16 protein-coding genes are annotated in these 17,377 nt (G+C 71.1%); 8 read left to right on the forward strand and 8 right to left on the reverse strand.

The window, feature by feature from the left end; translation table 11 throughout:
* Window positions 1–2: 2 nt before the first annotated feature.
* Window positions 3–1,181 carry a dipeptidase gene (locus tag NNW99_RS22745; protein WP_215120987.1) on the forward strand — a complete coding sequence of 393 codons (1,179 nt, stop codon included), beginning with the start codon at window positions 3–5 and terminating at the stop codon, window positions 1,179–1,181.
* On the opposite strand, the gene NNW99_RS22750 is transcribed toward NNW99_RS22745, so the two are convergent.
* Window positions 1,130–2,263 (reverse strand): alkene reductase, encoded by a 1,134-nt coding sequence (locus tag NNW99_RS22750; RefSeq protein WP_215120988.1) that lies wholly within the window; start codon window positions 2,261–2,263, stop codon window positions 1,130–1,132. The two genes, NNW99_RS22745 and NNW99_RS22750, sit on opposite strands and share 52 nt — an antisense overlap.
* A gap of 52 nt (window positions 2,264–2,315) precedes the next feature.
* Here NNW99_RS22750 and NNW99_RS22755 point away from each other — a divergent pair, with 52 nt between their 5' ends.
* Complete coding sequence (locus NNW99_RS22755) at window positions 2,316–2,675, forward strand: MerR family transcriptional regulator (RefSeq protein WP_215124410.1); 360 nt, start codon at window positions 2,316–2,318, stop codon at window positions 2,673–2,675.
* Window positions 2,676–2,781: 106 nt separating this feature from the next.
* Entirely contained in the window at window positions 2,782–3,915 is a 1,134-nt protein-coding gene (locus NNW99_RS22760) for a dipeptidase (RefSeq protein ID WP_215120989.1), read from the forward strand.
* Window positions 3,916–3,924: 9 nt separating this feature from the next.
* Here NNW99_RS22760 and NNW99_RS22765 read toward each other — a convergent pair whose 3' ends face one another.
* A complete protein-coding gene (locus tag NNW99_RS22765; protein ID WP_215120990.1) occupies window positions 3,925–4,317 on the reverse strand; it encodes a VOC family protein in 393 nt (130 codons plus the stop codon).
* A gap of 14 nt (window positions 4,318–4,331) precedes the next feature.
* Entirely contained in the window at window positions 4,332–4,703 is a 372-nt protein-coding gene (locus tag NNW99_RS22770) for a VOC family protein (RefSeq protein ID WP_215120991.1), read from the reverse strand.
* A gap of 116 nt (window positions 4,704–4,819) precedes the next feature.
* Between NNW99_RS22770 and NNW99_RS22775 the strand changes: the two genes are divergently transcribed.
* On the forward strand, window positions 4,820–5,326 hold the full coding sequence (locus tag NNW99_RS22775) for a CGNR zinc finger domain-containing protein (protein ID WP_215120992.1): 507 nt from the start codon (window positions 4,820–4,822) through the stop codon (window positions 5,324–5,326).
* 137 nt (window positions 5,327–5,463) lie between these two features.
* On the opposite strand, the gene NNW99_RS22780 is transcribed toward NNW99_RS22775, so the two are convergent.
* Entirely contained in the window at window positions 5,464–6,807 is a 1,344-nt protein-coding gene (locus tag NNW99_RS22780) for a UDP-glucose/GDP-mannose dehydrogenase family protein (RefSeq protein WP_215120993.1), read from the reverse strand.
* A gap of 189 nt (window positions 6,808–6,996) precedes the next feature.
* Between NNW99_RS22780 and NNW99_RS22785 the strand changes: the two genes are divergently transcribed.
* The gene (locus NNW99_RS22785) at window positions 6,997–8,154 is read left to right on the forward strand and encodes an acyl-CoA dehydrogenase (protein WP_255961298.1); all 1,158 of its coding nucleotides are present in this window, start codon (window positions 6,997–6,999) and stop codon (window positions 8,152–8,154) included.
* A gap of 204 nt (window positions 8,155–8,358) precedes the next feature.
* On the forward strand, window positions 8,359–8,724 hold the full coding sequence (locus NNW99_RS22790) for a four-helix bundle copper-binding protein (protein WP_215120994.1): 366 nt from the start codon (window positions 8,359–8,361) through the stop codon (window positions 8,722–8,724).
* Window positions 8,725–8,805: 81 nt separating this feature from the next.
* Here the strand turns inward: NNW99_RS22790 and NNW99_RS22795 are convergent, their stop codons facing one another.
* A complete protein-coding gene (locus tag NNW99_RS22795) occupies window positions 8,806–10,107 on the reverse strand; it encodes an LCP family protein (protein WP_215120995.1) in 1,302 nt (433 codons plus the stop codon).
* A gap of 119 nt (window positions 10,108–10,226) precedes the next feature.
* Between NNW99_RS22795 and NNW99_RS22800 the strand changes: the two genes are divergently transcribed.
* Window positions 10,227–10,784 carry an acyl-CoA thioesterase gene (locus NNW99_RS22800; RefSeq protein ID WP_215120996.1) on the forward strand — a complete coding sequence of 186 codons (558 nt, stop codon included), beginning with the start codon at window positions 10,227–10,229 and terminating at the stop codon, window positions 10,782–10,784.
* A 9-nt stretch (window positions 10,785–10,793) separates the two neighbouring features.
* Here the strand turns inward: NNW99_RS22800 and NNW99_RS22805 are convergent, their stop codons facing one another.
* A complete protein-coding gene (locus NNW99_RS22805) occupies window positions 10,794–12,284 on the reverse strand; it encodes an LCP family protein (RefSeq protein ID WP_215120997.1) in 1,491 nt (496 codons plus the stop codon).
* A gap of 127 nt (window positions 12,285–12,411) precedes the next feature.
* Here NNW99_RS22805 and NNW99_RS22810 point away from each other — a divergent pair, with 127 nt between their 5' ends.
* Complete coding sequence (locus NNW99_RS22810) at window positions 12,412–13,449, forward strand: glycosyltransferase family 2 protein (RefSeq protein WP_215120998.1); 1,038 nt, start codon at window positions 12,412–12,414, stop codon at window positions 13,447–13,449.
* A gap of 57 nt (window positions 13,450–13,506) precedes the next feature.
* Here the strand turns inward: NNW99_RS22810 and NNW99_RS22815 are convergent, their stop codons facing one another.
* Together NNW99_RS22815 and NNW99_RS22820 are read right to left on the reverse strand one after the other, a co-directional pair.
* Entirely contained in the window at window positions 13,507–15,480 is a 1,974-nt protein-coding gene (locus tag NNW99_RS22815) for an LCP family protein (protein WP_370869153.1), read from the reverse strand.
* Between the two features lie 62 nt (window positions 15,481–15,542).
* Window positions 15,543–17,309 (reverse strand): LCP family protein, encoded by a 1,767-nt coding sequence (locus tag NNW99_RS22820; protein ID WP_215120999.1) that lies wholly within the window; start codon window positions 17,307–17,309, stop codon window positions 15,543–15,545.
* Window positions 17,310–17,377: the final 68 nt, after the last annotated feature.

Here is a 17,377-nt window from a genome sequence, read left to right on the forward strand (position 1 = left end):
CGATGACCTCCCTGGAGTCGGCCCGGGAACTCCTGCGCGAGTTCCCGGTCGCCGACGGCCACAACGACCTGCCCTGGGCGCTGCGCGAACAGGTCCGCTACGACCTCGACGCCCGCGATGTCGCCGCCGACCAGAGCGCCCACCTGCACACCGACATCCCCCGGCTGCGCGCGGGCGGCGTCGGTGCGCAGTACTGGTCCGTGTACGTCCGCACGGACTCGCCGGACCCGGTCGCGGCCACCCTCGAACAGATCGACTGCGTACGGCAGTTGCTGGCCCGCCACCCGGGCGACCTCCGGCCCGCGCTGACGGCCGCCGACATGGAGGCCGCGCGCGGGGAGGGCCGCATCGCCTCCCTCATGGGGGCGGAGGGCGGCCACTCCATCGCCAACTCCCTGGGCACCCTGCGCGGTCTGTACGGGCTCGGCGTGCGGTATCTGACCCTCACCCACAACGACAACGTGGACTGGGCGGACTCCGCGACCGACGCACCGAAGGCCGGTGGCCTCACCGCCTTCGGCCGTGAGGTCGTACGGGAGATGAACCGCGTCGGCATGCTCGTCGACCTCTCCCATGTGGCGGCGACGACCATGCGGGACGCGCTCGACACGAGCACCGCCCCGGTGGTCTTCTCCCACTCCTCCGCCCGGGCCGTGTGCGACCACCCGCGCAACATCCCGGACGACGTCCTGGAGCGGCTGGCCGCGGGCGGCGGTGTCGCGATGGTGACGTTCGTGCCGAAGTTCGTGCTCCAGGCAGCCGTGGACTGGACGGCCGAGGCCGACGAGAACATGCGCGCCCACGGCTTCCACCACCTCGACACCACCGCCGAGGCCATGAAGGTCCACCGCGCCTTCGAGGAGCGGCGGCCGCGCCCGGTCGCGACGGTGTCGACGGTCGCCGACCACCTGGACCACATGCGCGAGGTCGCCGGCGTCGACCACCTCGGCATCGGCGGCGACTACGACGGCACGGCCTTCACCCCCGACGGCCTCGACGACGTCTCCGGCTACCCGAACCTCCTCGCCGAGCTGCTGGACCGCGGCTGGTCCAAGGCCGACCTGGCCAAGCTGACCTGGAAGAACGCGGTACGGGTGCTGGGCGCGGCCGAGGATGTGGCCCGGAGCCTTCAGGCGACGCGGTCGGCGTCCAACGCCACGATCGAGTCGCTCGACGGCTGAGTGTCCAGGGCGGGGTAGTCGGTGTAACCGGCCGCCCCGCCCACATACATGAAGTACCGGTCGCGCATCTCGTTCAGGGGCGCGCCGAGCCGCAGCCGGGTCACCAGATCCGGGTTGGCGAGGAAGGGCCGGCCGAGGGCGATCAGGTCCGCCCCGGCCGCCAGCAGCGCCTCCGACGCCCGGTGAACGGCTTCGGTGGTGACCTCCTTCAGCACGGGGTTGGCGACGATCACCCCGGGCCAGGCGGCGCGCACCCTCCGGAACACCGGCGTCTCCGGGTCGGCGTACCCCAGGTGCAGATAGGCCAGCCCCAGCCCGCCGAGCCGCTCGGCGAGCGCCGGGTAGAGCTCCTCGGTCTCGCCCTCCGCGATGCCGTTGACGGTGTTGCCGGGGGAGACCCTGAGCCCGACGCGCTCGGCGCCGATCTCGGCGGCCACGGCCTCGGTCACCTCGGCCGTGAACCGGATCCGGGCCGCGACCGGACCGCCGTAGCCGTCGGTGCGCAGATTGGTGTTGGCGGCCAGGAACTGGTGCAGGAGATGGCCGTTGGCCGAGTGCACCTCCACCCCCTCGAACCCGGCGTCGATCGCGTTCCGCGCGGCCTTCGCGAAGTCGGCGACGGTGCTGCGGATGTCCTCGGCGGTCATCTCCCTCGGCACCACGGCCGGACGGTGGCCCTCCGGCGTGAAGATCGTCTCGGGTAGCGCGACCGGCGAGGGCGCGACGGGCGTCAGCCCGCTGGTCGCCGGGTGGCCGACCCGGCCGCCGTGCTGGAGCTGGAGGAACATCAGGCCGCCCGCGTCCCGGACGGCGTCCGTGACCCGCCGCCAGCCGGCCACATGCTCCGGGCTGTGGACGGCGGTGATGTTCGGATACGTCTGCCCGACCGGGTTCGGTGTCGAGGCCTCGGCGATGATCAGCCCGGCCGAGGCGCGCTGGGCGTAGTACGTCGCCATGAGCGGGGTCGGGGTGCCGTCGGCCTCCGCCCGGTTGCGGGTCAGGGGCGCCATCACCAGACGGTTGGGCAGGTCCAGCCCGGGCAGACGAGCCGGTTCGAAGAGTGCTGTCGTGTGCTGCGTCATGCGCTTACGCTAGAACCTGACACCCATGTCAGATTCAAGCCCGGGAGCGGACGTGCGGATCGGTGAACTGGCCCGGCGCACCAACGTCAGCGAGCGGTCGCTGCGCTACTACGAGAAGCAGGGCATGCTCTTCGCCGAGCGGACGCCCGGCGGGCACCGGGAGTACCCGGAGGCCGCAGTGGACCGGGTCATCCGGATCCAGGAACTGTTCGCGGCGGGACTGTGCAGCGAGAAGATCGTCCAGCTGCTGCCGTGCATGCGGGACGCGGACGGCGGCCCCTCGGCCCGGGCCACCCCCGGCCTGGTCGCCAACCTCACGGCCGAGCGCGCCCGCATCGACCGGATGATCGCCGATCTGGTCCGCTCCCGGGACACCCTGGACGAGGTAATCGACGCGGCCCGGCTGCCCTGAGCGCCCGCCGGGTCCGGGGCCGTACTCCGAACGCCCCGCCCACCAGGAACAGCCCCCCGCTCCGTGCGACGGTGACCGTACGTCACGAGCACCGTACGGAGCCGCCATGGCAGATCTCCAGCACGACCTGCGCCCGGCCGCCGCAGCCGGAGAGTTCGACGACCTGACCGAGCAGTACCCCGATGAGGGCGTCGTCACGGCGGAGCCCTACGAGCCCGTCTCCGATCCGGACGACGCGCCCCTGACCCGGGCCCACGCCATTCTCGCCGCCCATCCCGTCGCCGACGGGTACAACGGACTGCCCTGGGCGCTCAAGCGGCTGTCCTACTACGACCTCGAGGACGGCGAGAGCACCGTCGACACGGACGTGCCCCGGCTGCGCAGCGGCCATGTGGGCGCGCTGTTCTGGTCGCTGCACCTGCCCGAGGGGCTCGACGGCGACCGGGCCGTCGGCGCCACTCTGGAACAGCTCGACCTGGCGAAGTCCATCGTCCGCACCTGCGACGAGGGCCTGCGGCCCGCCTGCACGGCCGGGCAGGTCGCCGACGCCCGCAACTGCGGCCGCGTCGCCGTGCTCCTCGGTCCCGCCGGGGCCTCGGCCGTGGGCGACTCGCTGGGCACCCTGCGCCAGCTGCACCTCCTCGGCCTGCGCGCCCTGACGCTGACCGGGGTGTCCTGGGCGAGCGACGCGGGGCTGACCCGGTTCGGCGAGGAGGTCGTGCGCGAGATGAACCGGCTCGGTGTCCTCGCGGACCTCTCCGGCGCCCCGGAGCAGACCGTCCGCCGCGTGCTGAGCCTCTCCCGGGCGCCCGTGCTGTTCAGCCGCTCCGCGGCCCGCGCGATCCGCCCCCACCCGGTCAACCTCCCCGACGACCTGCTGGCCGCACTGGGCGCCGCCAAGGGGCTGTGCCTGGTACCGCTGACGGCCGAGCAGACCGGCCCGACCGTCCGTGACGTCGCCGACCACCTCGACCACATCCGTGCCGTGGCCGGAGCGCAGTGCGTCGGCCTGTCCGGCACCTACGACTCCGGCTCGGCCCATCCACAGGAACTCGGCGACGTCTCCTGCTACCCGCGGCTGATCGCCGAGCTGCTGCGACGCGGCTGGGACGAAGGCGATGTCGCCCTCCTGACCTGGGGCAACGTCCAACGCGTCCTGCGCGGGGCCGACTTCACCGCGCGCGCCGCACAGCAGCGCCGCGCCCCGTCGAAGGCGACGATCTCGGAGCTGGACGGCTGACCGTCCGGGTCAGTCGTGCGCGATCCGGCAGAGGCAGAACGGGTGCCCCGCCGGGTCCGCGTAGACCCGGAAGTCCTTCTTGATGTCGTCCTCCTTGTCCAGCACCCGCGCGCCCAGCGCCAGCACCCGCTCCTCGGCCGCGTCGATCTCCTCCCAGGTCGCGCCACCGTCGAAGTCCAGGTGGAACTGCTGGGCGTTGCGGTCGGAGCGGGGCCACTGGGGCGGCGTGTGGTCGGGCGAGCGCTGGAAGGCGAGCCGGGGCCCGCCGGGGAGGCGCAGCACCACCCAGTCGGGGTCGCCGTCCTCCGGCGTGCCGCCCCCGACCGCCGCGTAGAAGCGGGCCAGCTCGCGCGGGTCGGGGCAGTCGACGACCACGGAACGGAAATGTGCCACGGCGGACATGAGGCCTCCCGGTGTCAGCAGGCGCAGAGGCAGAACGGGTGCCCGGCCGGATCGGCGTAAACCCGGAAGCTCCGGGAGCGGTCCTCGGTGTCCAGCGGCTTGGCACCGAGCGCCAGCACACCCTTCTCGGCCGCGTCCAGGTCCTCCACGTCCAGGTCGAGATGGAACTGCTGCGAGTGGTCGGGCGACGGCCACGCCGGCGGTACGAAACCGGCGGCGGCCTGGAAGGCCAGCGGGGTACCGCCCGGCACCTTCAGGTCGACCCACTCGTCCTCCCCGTCGGTCGCCACCTCCGGTGTGCCGCCGAGCACTTCGGCGTAGAAGGCGGCGAGTGCGTGCGGGTCGGGACAGTCCAGGACGACGACGCCCAGCTTGGCGAGAGCCATGACTTCCTCCTCGGAGTCGCGGTTACCTTCAAAGGCGGATAACCAGTAACCGTTACTGCATGCTCCCCCATGGGCGGTAACCTCGCAAGGGAAAACGCGAGAGGTACGGTCCAGCCATGACGGAGAGATCGCCCGCGCCCGGCGGCCTGGCCCTGGTCGAGGCCCTGGTGAACACCCTGGACATCGAGTCGGGCGCCGACACGCTGGACTCGCCCGAGGGCCGGGCGCGCTTCGGGATCGCCCCGGACGAGACGGACCGGGCCCGCGCCCTGCGCGAGTCCCTGCGCGCGACCCTCCTCGCCCACGCCGGCCACCCGCCGCACCGCGAGACGCCCCCGCTCGGCGACCTCCTGGCCCACGCCCCGCTCATCGTCACCGTCGACCCGACCGACGGCTCGGCCACCCTGACACCCGCCGACGACCACTCCCTGCCCGCCCGCGTCGCCGCCGCCGTCGCCGAATCCCTCACCGCCGGCACCTGGACCCGCCTCAAGGCCTGCGAGGCCCCCGACTGCCACTGGGCCTACTACGACCGCAGCCCGGCGGGCCGGGGCCGCTGGTGCTCGATGCAGGTGTGCGGGGCGCGCGCGAAGATGCGGCGCTACCGGGCGAAGGGGGCGTGACCCGCCCGCGCACGGGTCCGGTGGGGCAGAATGCACAGTGACGCCGGTTCGGCCGACTGAGCCTCGGCCGAACCGGCGTCACCTTTCTCGGGGCACCTCAGGCACCTTCCGGCGTCTTCAGGTGCCGTCAGGCGTCTTCAGGCCTTGGGGCGCCCCATCGCACGGTACGTCCAGCCGGCCTTGCGCCAGCGGTCCGGGTCGAGGGCGTTGCGGCCGTCCAGGACGAGACGGGTCGCCGCCACTTCGCCGAGGGCCTCCGTGTCCAGCTCCCGGAACTCCCGCCACTCCGTCAGATGCAGCACTATGTCGGCGCCCCGGACGGCCTCCAGCGCCGAGTCCGCGTAGCCGAGGGTCGGGAAGACCCGGCGGGCGTTGTCCATGCCCTTGGGGTCGTAGACCGTGACCTGGCCGCCCTGGAGGTGGATCTGCCCGGCGACGTTCAGCGCGGGGGAGTCCCGGACGTCGTCCGAGTCCGGCTTGAAGGTCGCACCCAGCACCGCCACGCGCTTGCCGAGGAACGGCCCGCCGCCCAGCGCCTGCCGCGCCAGCTCCACCATCTGCCCGCGCTGGCGCATGTTGATGGAGTCGATCTCCCGCAGGAACGTCAGCGCCTGGTCCGCGCCCAGCTCACCGGCGCGCGCCATGAACGCCCGGATGTCCTTCGGCAGACAGCCGCCGCCGAAGCCGATCCCGGCCCGCAGGAACTTCTTGCCGATCCGGTCGTCGTAGCCGATGGCCTCCGCCAGCTTGGCGACGTCACCGCCCGCGGCCTCGCACACCTCCGCCATCGCGTTGATGAACGAGATCTTCGTGGCGAGGAAGGAGTTCGCGGAGGTCTTCACCAGCTCCGAGGTCGGGAAGTCGGTCACCACGAACGGCGAGCCCTCCGCGATCGGCGTGGCGTACACCTCCCGCAGCAGCTTCTCGGCCCGCTCGCTGCGCACCCCCACCACCAGCCGGTCGGGATGCAGCGTGTCGTCGACCGCGAAGCCCTCGCGCAGGAACTCCGGGTTCCAGGCCAGCTCGGCGTCCGCACCGGCGGGCGCGTGCGCGGCCAGATAGGCGGCGAGCCGGTCCGCGGAACCCACCGGCACGGTCGACTTGCCCACCACCAGGGCCGGCCCGTGCAGATGCGGGGCGAGCGAGGCGATCGCGGAGTCGACGTACGACATGTCACAGGCGTACTCGCCGTGCCGCTGCGGAGTGTTCACACAGACGAAGTGCACATCCCCGAACGCACCGACCTCGGCGAAGTCCTGGGTGAAGCGCAGCCGCCCGCTGGAGCCCTCGATACCGGCGACGTGCTTGCGCAGCAGCTCCTCGAGCCCCGGCTCGTACATCGGGGCCTCGGCGCGCTCCAGCTTCTCGATCTTCTCGGGCACCACATCGAGCGCGAGCACCTCGAAGCCCAGCTCGGCCATGGCCGCCGCGTGTGTCGCGCCGAGATAACCGGTGCCGATCACGGTGATCTTCAGGGCCATGGGGTGCTCCAGGGGTCTACGGCATGTGGTGCGCGCCCGAGCATAGCCGGGGCATGGGAGCGCGCTTCACTGGGCAACTTCTCCGCTGTCGTCTAGCTCACGTATCACTCCCGGGGGCGACCCCATAAACTTTTGATTACTTAACGGTAGTTAGCGTCAGCATCGCAGCGTTTTGGAGCGTGAGAGACCTTGGCCGGATCGGCTGACTTCGACCTGTACCGCCCGTCCGAGGAGCACGACATGCTCCGTGACGCCGTCCGCTCCCTGGCCGAGGCGAAGATCGCGCCGCACGCCGCCGCGGTGGACGAGGAAGCCCGCTTCCCGCAGGAGGCGCTCGACGCGCTCGTCGGCAACGACCTGCACGCCGTGCACGTACCCGAGGAGTACGGCGGGTCGGGCGCCGACGCGCTGGCCACCGTCATAGTCATCGAGGAGGTCTCGCGCGTCTGCGCCTCGTCCTCCCTCATCCCGGCGGTGAACAAGCTGGGCTCGCTCCCGGTGATCCTCTCCGGCTCCGAGGACCTCAAGAAGCGGTACATGACCCCGCTCGCCAAGGGCGACGGCATGTTCTCGTACTGCCTGTCCGAGCCGGACGCCGGCTCCGACGCCGCCGGCATGAAGACCAAGGCCGTCCGCGACGGCGACCACTGGATCCTCAACGGCGTGAAGCGCTGGATCACCAACGCCGGCGAGTCCGAGTACTACACGGTGATGGCCGTCACGGACCCGGCCAAGCGCTCCAAGGGCATCTCGGCCTTCGTCGTCGAGAAGTCCGACGAGGGCGTCTCCTTCGGCGCCCCCGAGAAGAAGCTCGGCATCAAGGGCTCCCCGACCCGCGAGGTCTACCTCGACAACGTCCGCATCCCCGCCGACCGCATGATCGGCGAGGAGGGCACCGGCTTCGCCACGGCGATGAAGACCCTCGACCACACCCGCATCACCATCGCCGCCCAGGCCCTCGGCATCGCCCAGGGCGCCCTCGACTACGCCAAGGGCTACGTCCAGGAGCGCAAGCAGTTCGGCAAGGCGATCGCCGACTTCCAGGGCATCCAGTTCATGCTCGCCGACATGGCCATGAAGATCTCGGCCGCCCGCGCCCTGACCTACCAGGCCGCCGCCGCCTCCGAACGCGGCGACGCCGACCTCACCTACCAGGGCGCCGCCGCCAAGTGCTTCGCCTCGGACGTCGCCATGGAGGTCACCACGGACGCCGTCCAGCTCCTCGGCGGCTACGGCTACACGCGCGACTACCCGGTGGAGCGCATGATGCGCGACGCCAAGATCACCCAGATCTACGAGGGCACCAACCAGGTCCAGCGCATCGTCATCGCCCGCAACCTGCCGTAAGGCCCTCGGCACCGCCGCTCCGCCTCACCGGTCGCCCTCCGCCCGCTCCGCCGGGCCGGAGGGCGAGCGTCGTTTCGGAAGGCTCTGACGCACGCATGGCGGATTCCTTCCCTCCGCCCCATGGCGGCCGGCGCCGCGCAGGCGTAGGACGGAAGGCACGGGGGCCGACCCCCGGCCCCCACCGTCCCCACCCCGGAGGAAGTCATGACCCAGCAGCCCGCCACCATGACCCCGCTGAGCAAGGAGATGCAGGACTGCGTCCAGGCGTGCATGGCCTGCCACAGCGTGTGCGAGGAGACCATGAGCTCCTGCCTGCAGATGGGCGGCCCGGCCCAGATGCAGATCATGCGCGCCGTCATGGACTGCGCCGAGATGACGCGCATGTGCGCCGACATGATGATGCGCCGCTCGCCGCTGTCGGCCGAGATGTGCGCGATGTGCGCCAAGGCCTGTGACATGTGCGCCGAGGCGTGTATGTCCATGCCGGACGACGACCAGATGATGCGCTGCGCCGAGGCGTGTCGCCGCTGCGCCGAGATGTGCCGCTCGATGTCGGCCGCCACGATGTGAGGACCGCCTCACGCGAAGAGGGGGCACCCGCCCGGGTGCCCCCTCTTTTCTGCTGCCGCGTGCTGTGCCGCCGCCGTGTGCTCAGTTGCTGGAGACGGTGACCTTCTCGTCGTTCTTCAGCTCGTTCACCAGCTGCTTCACCTTGGCGGTGTCCCACTGGAGGTTGCCGTTCGCGGCGTTGCCCGAGATCGGCATGTTCATCGACTTGCCCTCGCCGCCACTGACGCCCTTCATCGCCCAGAACATGGACGCCAGGTCGTACAGGCCCATGTCCTTGTCGACCACGAGGGAGTCCAGGCCCGCGCCCATCGTCGGGTACAGCTTGAACGGGTTGAGGATCGTGCTCGGCGTGGCGACCTGGTTGGCCAGGGCCGACAGGAACTTCTGCTGGTTCTTCGTACGGTCCAGGTCGGAGCCCTTGAGGGCGTAGCGGGTGCGGACGAAGGCGAGGGCCTGCTCGCCGCTCAGCGTCTGCTTGCCCTTCTTGAAGTCCGCGCCGGACTTGGTGTCCTTGATGTCCTGCGGGATGTCCATCTCGACGCCGCCGACCGCGTCCACGATGCTCGCGAAGCCGCCGAAGCCGATCTCCACGTAGTGGTCGATGTGCAGGTCCGTGTTGGCCTCGACGGTACGGACCAGCAGCTCCGGGCCGTCCTCCGCGTACGCCGCGTTCAGCTTCGTCTGGCGGCCGGTGCCGGGGTAGACCTTCCCGGAGTCGGAGCCCTTGAAGGACGGGATCGTGACGTTCGAGTCACGCGGCAGGGAGATCAGCGTCGGGCCGTTGCTGCCGGTGTGCAGGATCATCATCGAGTCCGTGCGCTTGCCCTCGGCGGAGCCGGTGCGGAGTCTCTTCTTCTCCTCGGCCGACATGCCCGCGCGGCTGTCGGAGCCGACGATCAGGTAGTTCGTGCCCTCGCCCGCCTCCGGCCGCTCGATGACCTGCGACAGGTCGACGTCGCGGTTGAGCTTGGAGTCGGCCCAGAAGTACGTGGCGACGCTCGTCACCACCAGCACCGTCACCAGCGTGATGGTCGTCACCTTGATACGGCGGCGCCAGTTCGGCGCGGGACGCGGCTCGTACATGCCGTCGCCCGGGCCGCCGGGGCCCCGGCCGCCGGGGGAGCCGTAGACCTGGCCGGTGTTGTAGCCGCTGTCGTAACCGTCGCCGGGAGCGCCGTAGCCGCCGTCGACGTACGACGGCTGCTGCGGTACTCCGCCGCCGTACGGCGGCGCCCCGCCGTACCCGGCCTGCCCGGGCGACGGCGCCGGGCCACGGCGGACCTGCCGCATGACGCGTGCGTTCTCGGGCTGTGCGCTCGAGCTTCCGCGTCCGTAGCGGTTGCCGCGGTTGTCGTCGGACCGCCCCTCGGGCCAAGTGTTCATGCGCCCCAGTGTGCAGGTCCCCGTAGTGCGCCATACAAGAGTCGTCGGAAAATCAGAGCACGGCTGTGGCGAAGCTGACACAAAACGTCCCCATACCGCGTCCGCATAGGGTAGGGGCCATGACAGACCAGGCCCCAGCTGCGGATTCCGGCAGTACGGAAATCCCGGGCAAGCCGACTTCGGCGTCCCGTACCACCCTCAGTCACATCATGACCCACAACGACACGAACCTGCTGGGGACGGTGCACGGCGGGGTGATCATGAAGCTGGTCGACGACGCGGCGGGGGCCGTGGCCGGGCGGCACTCCGGCGGGCCGGCGGTCACCGCCTCCATGGACGAGATGGCGTTCCTGGAGCCCGTCCGCGTCGGTGACCTCGTTCACGTCAAGGCGCAGGTCAACTGGACCGGCCGTACCTCCATGGAGGTCGGCGTCCGGGTCCTGGCCGAACGCTGGAACGAGTCCGCCCCGCCCACCCAGGTCGGCTCCGCCTACCTCGTCTTCGCCGGGGTCGACGCCGACGGCAAGCCCCGCCGCGTCCCACCCGTCCTCCCGGAAACGGAACGCGACAAGCGCCGCTACCAGGAGGCCCAGATCCGCCGCACCCACCGCCTGGCCCGCCGCCGCGCGATCATGGAACTGCGGGAGAAGCGGGCGGCGGAGGGCTTCGAGGACTGACGGGTCCTTCTACGAGCACGCCACCTCGTCCCCCCGTACCACCACGCCCGACTCGCCCTGCCCCGCGTCCTCCGCCCGCACCTTGCGGACGCGTTCGAAGTCCGTGCCCGCGATGACCTTCAGGGTCGCTCCCAGGCCCGGGGCCGCGCGCAGTTCGCTGCCCGGCAGGGCCGCCGCGAGGGACTTGGCGGAGCGGTCCCAGCGGGGGTCGTAGACGATGACCGTCCGCTTCGCGTCGGGGGTGGCGGCGTTCACCGGGGCTCCCGTCGTACGGAAGCCCGTCGCGACCAGCGCCGCGTCGACCCGGCGGCCGAGGCCGGGCGTGGGGGTGCCGTTCTCCACCTGGACGCTGATCTGCTGCGGGGCGACCGGGACGACCCGGGCCTCGCCGCTCGACCGCCGCACGGACAGCGGCTGGTCCGCGCGCAGGGCGTGGAAGATCCGCTCCGCCTTCGCGGAGTCCCACTTCAGGGTCGAGCCGACGCCCTCGACGGCGTATCCGAGCTGCTGGATGGGGACGGTCGTGAACTCGGAGGAGGAGGGGGAGAAGTTCCGCATGGCCCGGCCCAGGGCCAGCATCTCGTCCGTGCCGAAGCCCTTGTCGGCCCGCACCGAGCCGAGGACCGCCCGGGTCACGTCCCGGAACTTCATCGGGTTCAGCAGGATCCCGGAGGACATGACCCGCTCCACGAGCGCGGCCATGAAGCGCTGCTGCCGTTTCATCCGGCCCAGATCCGACGCCCCGTCGACATGGCGTGCGCGCACATACTGAAGCGCCTGCCCGCCTTCGAGGGTGTGGCGCCCGGCCGGCAGGTTCAGTCCGGTGTAGCTGTCGTTCAGGGGGGCGGCCGTGCAGATCTGCACGCCCCCGACCACGTCCACCGTCTTCATGAAGCTCGTGAAGTCGACCTCCAGGTAGTGGTCGATCTTCACCCGGGTCATGTTCTCGACCGTCCGCACGGTCAGCGACGCCCCGCCCTCGGCGTACGCCGCGTTCAGCTTGATGGGGTGGCCCTCGTGCCGTCTGCCCGTCGTACGGTCGACATGCGCCGGCGTCACGGCGTACGAGTCGCGCGGCAGGCTCACCACGCTCGCCCGCTCCCGGTCCTGGGAGATGTGCACGATCATCATCGTGTCGGTGCAGTGGCAGGGCGCGCCGCCGAGCCGGTACTTCTGCCGCTCGTCCCGGCTGATCTTCTCGCGGCCGTCGGTGCCGACCAGCAGGACGTTCATGCCGTGGCCCGCCTGGGGCCGGTTCTTCATGTCCTTGAAGGCGTCGACCCGGGCGATGTCCGCGTCCAGGCTCGTGACCACCGCGTGCCCGATGCCGGCGGACGCGAGGACCACCACGGACAGCGTGGTGAGCGCCCGCATGCCCCAGCGCGGCTTCCGGCGCCGCACCGGCGGCGCGGGCCTGCGAGGGCGCCGCCCGGAGGAGGGCGGCTGCGGGCGGCGCTGCGGGGCGGTGGTGGTCCGGGGGGACCGCGACGGCGTGGGCAAGAGGACACCTCCGGACGACGGCCGTACGTGGGATCCGTGACACCGTAGGCCGATACGATCTGCAGCCCGCGGTACCGCCCCGGCGGCGCGCAACGGTGTCCCCCGTTCGCGGTAACGTGAGGCCCCTATGAACGCCAATCCCGACGTGCGCCACCCCGCCGTTTCCGTGATCATGCCCGTCCTCAATGAGGAACGGCATCTGCGGGGAGCAGTCCAAGCGATCCTCGCGCAGGAGTACGCCGGCGAGATGGAGGTCGTGATCGCCCTGGGTCCGTCCACGGACCGCACGGACGAGATCGCGGCTCAGCTCGTCGCGGACGACCCGCGTGTGCACACCGTCCCGAACCCGACCGGTCGCACGCCGGCCGCCCTGAACGCGGCGATCAACGCCTCCCGCCACCCGATCGTCGTGCGCGTCGACGGGCACGGCATGCTCTCGCCGAACTACATCGCCACCGCCGTACGGCTCCTTCAGGAGACCGGCGCGCAGAACGTCGGCGGCGTCATGCACGCCGAGGGCGAGAACGACTGGGAGCACGCAGTCGCCGCCGCGATGACCTCGAAGATAGGGGTCGGCAACGCCGCCTTCCACACCGGCGGCGAGGCCCAGCAGGCCGACACCGTCTACCTCGGCGTCTTCCGGCGCGAGGCGCTGGAGCAGCAGGGCGGCTACAACGTGGAGTTCATCCGCGCCCAGGACTGGGAGCTGAACTTCCGCATCCGTGAGGCCGGCGGGCTGATCTGGTTCTCGCCCGAGCTGCGGGTGTCGTACCGGCCGCGGCCGAGCGTGAAGGCCCTCGCCAAGCAGTACAAGGACTACGGCCGCTGGCGGCATGTCGTCGCCCGCTACCACGAGGGTTCGATCAACCTGCGCTATCTCGCCCCGCCGACCGCCGTGTGCGCGATCGCGGCCGGGACCCTGGTGGGCGCGCTGCTGACGCCGTGGGGCTTCGTGGTGCCCGGCGGCTATCTCGCGGCGATCCTCGCCGGTTCGGTCCCGGCGGGCAAGGGGCTGCCGCTGAAGGCGCGGCTGCAGATCCCCGTGGCGCTGGCCACCATGCACATGTCGTGGGGCTGGGGCTTTCTGACCAGTCCGCGGGCGCTGGCCCGCAAGGTGATCGCGAGCCGGCGGCCTGCCGTGCGTGCGGACGCTTCCGCGAGCTGAATCACCGGCGTATCGGCGCGGGCCCTTTCCCTCGGCGGGGAAAGGGCCCGTCGCCGTTCAGTCCCAGACGAACGCCGGGCTCACGTGCATACAGGCCTTGTCGTCGGCGCCGTTGAGCGCCTCGGCCGACTTCGGGGTCTTGTCGTTCTCCTCGGGCGCCTTGTAGTCCGCGCCCTCCCGCCAGTCGGCGCCCACGACGAGGGTGATGCCGGAGACGTCGGTGGAGCGCTGCACCGAACTCAGCGGGACGCCCAGGGCCTTGGCGAGACGCTGGGCGTCGCCCTCCAGGTCGGCGCTCGGGTAGCGGACGACGGTCCGCTCCTCGCTCCATGAGCCGGTGGTGTCGGCGACGGCCTGGGCGAAGCCCTCCTCCTTCAGCAGCCCGGCCACCGTGCCGGCGCGTCCCCGGGCCGCGGCCAGGGTGTCGGTGCGGGTGCCGTTGCGGACCTGGACGGCGATCTCGTCGTCGGCCGCGGCCGGGTCGGTGGAGCCCTGCTCGGCGGCCGGCTTCCTCGCCTTGTCCTTGCCGTCCAGGGCGATGTCCTCCCGCACCAGCCGGAACAGCTGCTCGGCGTCCTCCGTCGGTTCGACGCGGGCGCCGACGTAGCGGTTGGGCATCGTGGTCATGGTGATGCGCTTCGGCTCCACCTTGCGCAGCTCGTCGCTGAGGTCGTAGAGCTTCTTGACGGTGTCCAGGCCCGGGTCGACCGTCATGGCCCGGGTGGCCTCCTCGGCCAGTCTGCGGAGCTTGTTCGGGCTGCTCAGGGTCATGTTGTCGCGCAGCTGGCGGACCATCGCGTTCATGTACATGTGCTGGGCCTTGGCGCGGGCGAGGTCGCTGCCGTCCTCGAAGCCGTAGCGGGTGCGCAGCCACTGCAGGGCCTGCTCGCCCTGGATGTACGAGGTGCCCTTCTCCAGTTTCAGGCCCGAGCCCTTGCCGTCGGAGGTGCGGGAGTGGATGTTGGCGTCGACGCACACGGGGACGCCCCCGACGGCGTCGGCCATCGACACCACGCCGGCGAAGTCGACCATGATGAAGTGGTCGATGTGGATGCCGGTGAGCTCCTGCCAGGTGGCCACGGCGCAGCCCGGACCGCCGTGTCCGAGGCTCTGGTTGGTCATCGTCCGCCCCTGGGTCGCCTCGTACACCTTCCCGTCGTCCGGGTCGGTGCACTTCGGGATCTTCACCAGGGTGTCGCGGGGCATGCTGATGACCGACATGTTGGTGCGGTCGGCGGACAGGTGCAGCAGCATCTGGACGTCGGCGAGGGGCGTGGCGCCGAACGTCTCGCGGGCGCCGCCGAGTTTCTGGTTCTCCTTGCTGTCCCGCGCGTCGGAGCCGATGAGCAGGATGTTCAGCGGGGTCTGCCCGGCGGCGTTGGGCGTCGGAGCGGCGACCTTGCTGTCGCCGAGGTTGAGGGCGTCCTTCTTGATGTTGCCGTTCAGATGCCGGTAGTAGAGGTAACCGGCCCCGGCCGTCCCGAGTATCAGCACGGCCAGCAGCAGAGCGGACCACTTCAGCAGCCGCCGCCTGCGGGGAGCCGGACCGCCACGCGTCCGACCACCGGCCCCACCGTCGCCGCCGGCGGCATCGTCGCGGCCGGGTGAGTCCGGGGCTGTTGTCGACGGCGGGCTGTCGGGGCCGGGCGTGCTCGTGCTCGTGGTCGACGGACCTTCTGCGTCGGGCTTGCTCGCGCTCGGCAGGCTTTCGGCGTCGGGCGTGCTCGCGCTCCCGGTCGGCAGGCTTTCGGCGTCGGGCGTGCTCGCGCTCCCGGTCGGCAGACGCTCGGCGTCGGGCGTACTCGCGCTCGGCAGGCCTTCTGCGTCGGGAGGGCTCGCGCTGGGCAGGCCCTCGGCGTCCGGCGTGCCCGCGTCTCCCGCCGACGCGTCTTCGTCGCCGTCGGACGGCCGGCCGCTCGGCGTCGGCCGCTCCTCGTCCGGGTCCGGTTCGTGGCGGACGTTCTGCCGCTTACCGTCCTCCCGCACACCGCTCTGCGTCACTTCCCCGGTCCTCTCCGCCCCCCGGCGCATGCAGCAGGCCCGCCCTGCCTCCTGTTAGACGCACGACGGGCCTGTCAGTTGCCCTCAACGGGTCAACTCGCGCACTTCACCTTGTCGGCGGTGGACTTCTCCACGTCCGCCGCCTCGACCGGGGCGTTGAGCTTCACGCCGGCGCCCTTGAAGTCCTTGCCGAGGGTCAGGGTCATCGCGGGCACGCCCTGCGAGTTGTTCACACTCTCGCCGGGCTTCAGCGCGGACCCGGACAGCCCCATGATGTCGGCGAGCCGACGCGCCTGGTCGGCTTGGTCGGGGCCGTACTCGAGGGTCGTCTTCGCCAGCTCGGCGGGCGCGTTGCCGGCGTTCTCCGACTTGGTGACGCCCTCCTCGACCTGGAGGTACTGGAGGGTCTTCTGCGCGCTGCCGGCGACGGCACCGCCGTTCATGATCCGCACCCGCACCTCGGAGGCCGCGGCCTTGGTGCCCTTCAGCCGGGCGGCCTGGGCGTCCTTCTCCTTCTTCTCCTGCTGCTTGACCTCGGTGAAGGAGACGTCGTTCTCGATCATGTCGAACACCTGCGGGGCCTTGGACTCGTCGAGGACGACCGTGGCCTTCACCTTCTCCGCCGGGTTGTCCACCACCGGCACCGTCGTGAAGCTGATGTTCTTCGTCGGCACCTTCTTCAGCTCCAGGGCGACGTCCTTGAGCGTGCTGACCCTGCCGATCGCCTCGTCCACCGTCAGCGCCTTCGTCGCGGCCTCGGCCAGGTTCAGCAGCTTGGACGGGCTCGTGAGGGTGTCGCTGGAGGACATCTTGCGCATCAGTGAGCCCAGGAACTGCTGCTGCACCTTGATCCGGTCGAGGTCACCGCTGTTGCCGAAGCTCTTGCGCGTACGGACGAACGCGAGGGCCTGCTCGCCCTCGACCGTCGACTCGCCCGCGGGCAGGACGAGTTTGGACTCCTTGTCGTTGACCGGCTTCTCCACACACACGTCGACCCCGTCCACCGCCGTGGTCAGCGTCTTCACCGCGTTGAAGTCGGCCATCATGAAGTGGTCGACGGTGATGCCGGTGTTCTCCTTCACCGTGCGCATCGTGCAGCCGGGGTCGCGATCGCCCTCCCCGAGGCTCCGGTTGAAGCGGGCACCCCGGATGCCGGGGACGACCTTCTTCGAGCCGTCCTCCAGTGTCGTCGGGCAGTCGGGGATGTTCACGATCAGGTCGCGCGGGATGCTCAGCGCGGTCGCGTTGGAGCGGTCCTTCGCGACGTGCAGCAGGATCGTGGTGTCGGCGTGCCCGGAGCTGCCCTTGTCGCCGTAGCCCTCGTTGCCCTCGCCGGTGCGCTTGTCCGTGCCGATGATGAGGACGCTGAAGGCCTCGTCCTTGCTGAAGTTGCTGGCGCCCGCGTTGCCGACGTCGGTCGTCGAGACGTTGCCCTCCAGATGCTGGAGGTAGAGGTAGCCCGCCGCACTGACCCCGACCAGCACGAACGCCATCGTGCCGCCGGTCCACAGCAGGACCTTCTTCGCCTTGCCCGGCTTCTGCTGCACCGGCCGGCGCCCACCGCGGCGCCCCGGCGGCGGCTCCTCGGGAGCACCGCGCCGCCTGCGCTGCGGCGGCACCTCGGTGCGGGTCGCGCCCTCACGAGGAGCGCCCTGACGGGGAGCGCTCTCACGGGAAGCACCCCCGCGCGGAGCGGCCGAACGTGCGGGTGTCGAACGTGTGGTGGCGTTACGGGGAGCCGTCCGCGATTGCGCTCCGGATGGATTCAGTCGCAGTTCGTATTCGCCGGTGTTCGGATTGAGTACCCACTGGTCTGCGGGGTCCATCTGTTCCCCCCGCCCACGGCGTTGCGCGTCCACGGTTGTCCGATTCCTCCGTCGGGGCACGCGGCGCCTTCTCCCCCCGGAAGGCGCGCGGGTACTTGGTC

Origin of the sequence: Streptomyces sp. CRCS-T-1 (assembly GCF_024442335.1) — a bacterium.
GTDB lineage: Bacteria > Actinomycetota > Actinomycetes > Streptomycetales > Streptomycetaceae > Streptomyces > Streptomyces koelreuteriae.

Bases quoted from the DNA above. Each gene is read 5' to 3' on its own strand.
- NNW99_RS22745 (WP_215120987.1), top strand. From the start codon at position 3: ATGACCTCCCTGGAGTCGGCCCGGGAACTCCTGCGCGAGTTCCCGGTC.
- NNW99_RS22750 (WP_215120988.1), bottom strand. From the start codon at position 2,263: ATGACGCAGCACACGACAGCACTCTTCGAACCGGCTCGTCTGCCCGGG.
- NNW99_RS22760 (WP_215120989.1), top strand. From the start codon at position 2,782: ATGGCAGATCTCCAGCACGACCTGCGCCCGGCCGCCGCAGCCGGAGAG.
- NNW99_RS22765 (WP_215120990.1), bottom strand. From the start codon at position 4,317: ATGTCCGCCGTGGCACATTTCCGTTCCGTGGTCGTCGACTGCCCCGAC.
- NNW99_RS22770 (WP_215120991.1), bottom strand. From the start codon at position 4,703: ATGGCTCTCGCCAAGCTGGGCGTCGTCGTCCTGGACTGTCCCGACCCG.
- NNW99_RS22775 (WP_215120992.1), top strand. From the start codon at position 4,820: ATGACGGAGAGATCGCCCGCGCCCGGCGGCCTGGCCCTGGTCGAGGCC.
- NNW99_RS22780 (WP_215120993.1), bottom strand. From the start codon at position 6,807: ATGGCCCTGAAGATCACCGTGATCGGCACCGGTTATCTCGGCGCGACA.
- NNW99_RS22790 (WP_215120994.1), top strand. From the start codon at position 8,359: ATGACCCAGCAGCCCGCCACCATGACCCCGCTGAGCAAGGAGATGCAG.
- NNW99_RS22795 (WP_215120995.1), bottom strand. From the start codon at position 10,107: ATGAACACTTGGCCCGAGGGGCGGTCCGACGACAACCGCGGCAACCGC.
- NNW99_RS22800 (WP_215120996.1), top strand. From the start codon at position 10,227: ATGACAGACCAGGCCCCAGCTGCGGATTCCGGCAGTACGGAAATCCCG.
- NNW99_RS22810 (WP_215120998.1), top strand. From the start codon at position 12,412: ATGAACGCCAATCCCGACGTGCGCCACCCCGCCGTTTCCGTGATCATG.
- NNW99_RS22815 (WP_370869153.1), bottom strand. From the start codon at position 15,480: ATGCGCCGGGGGGCGGAGAGGACCGGGGAAGTGACGCAGAGCGGTGTG.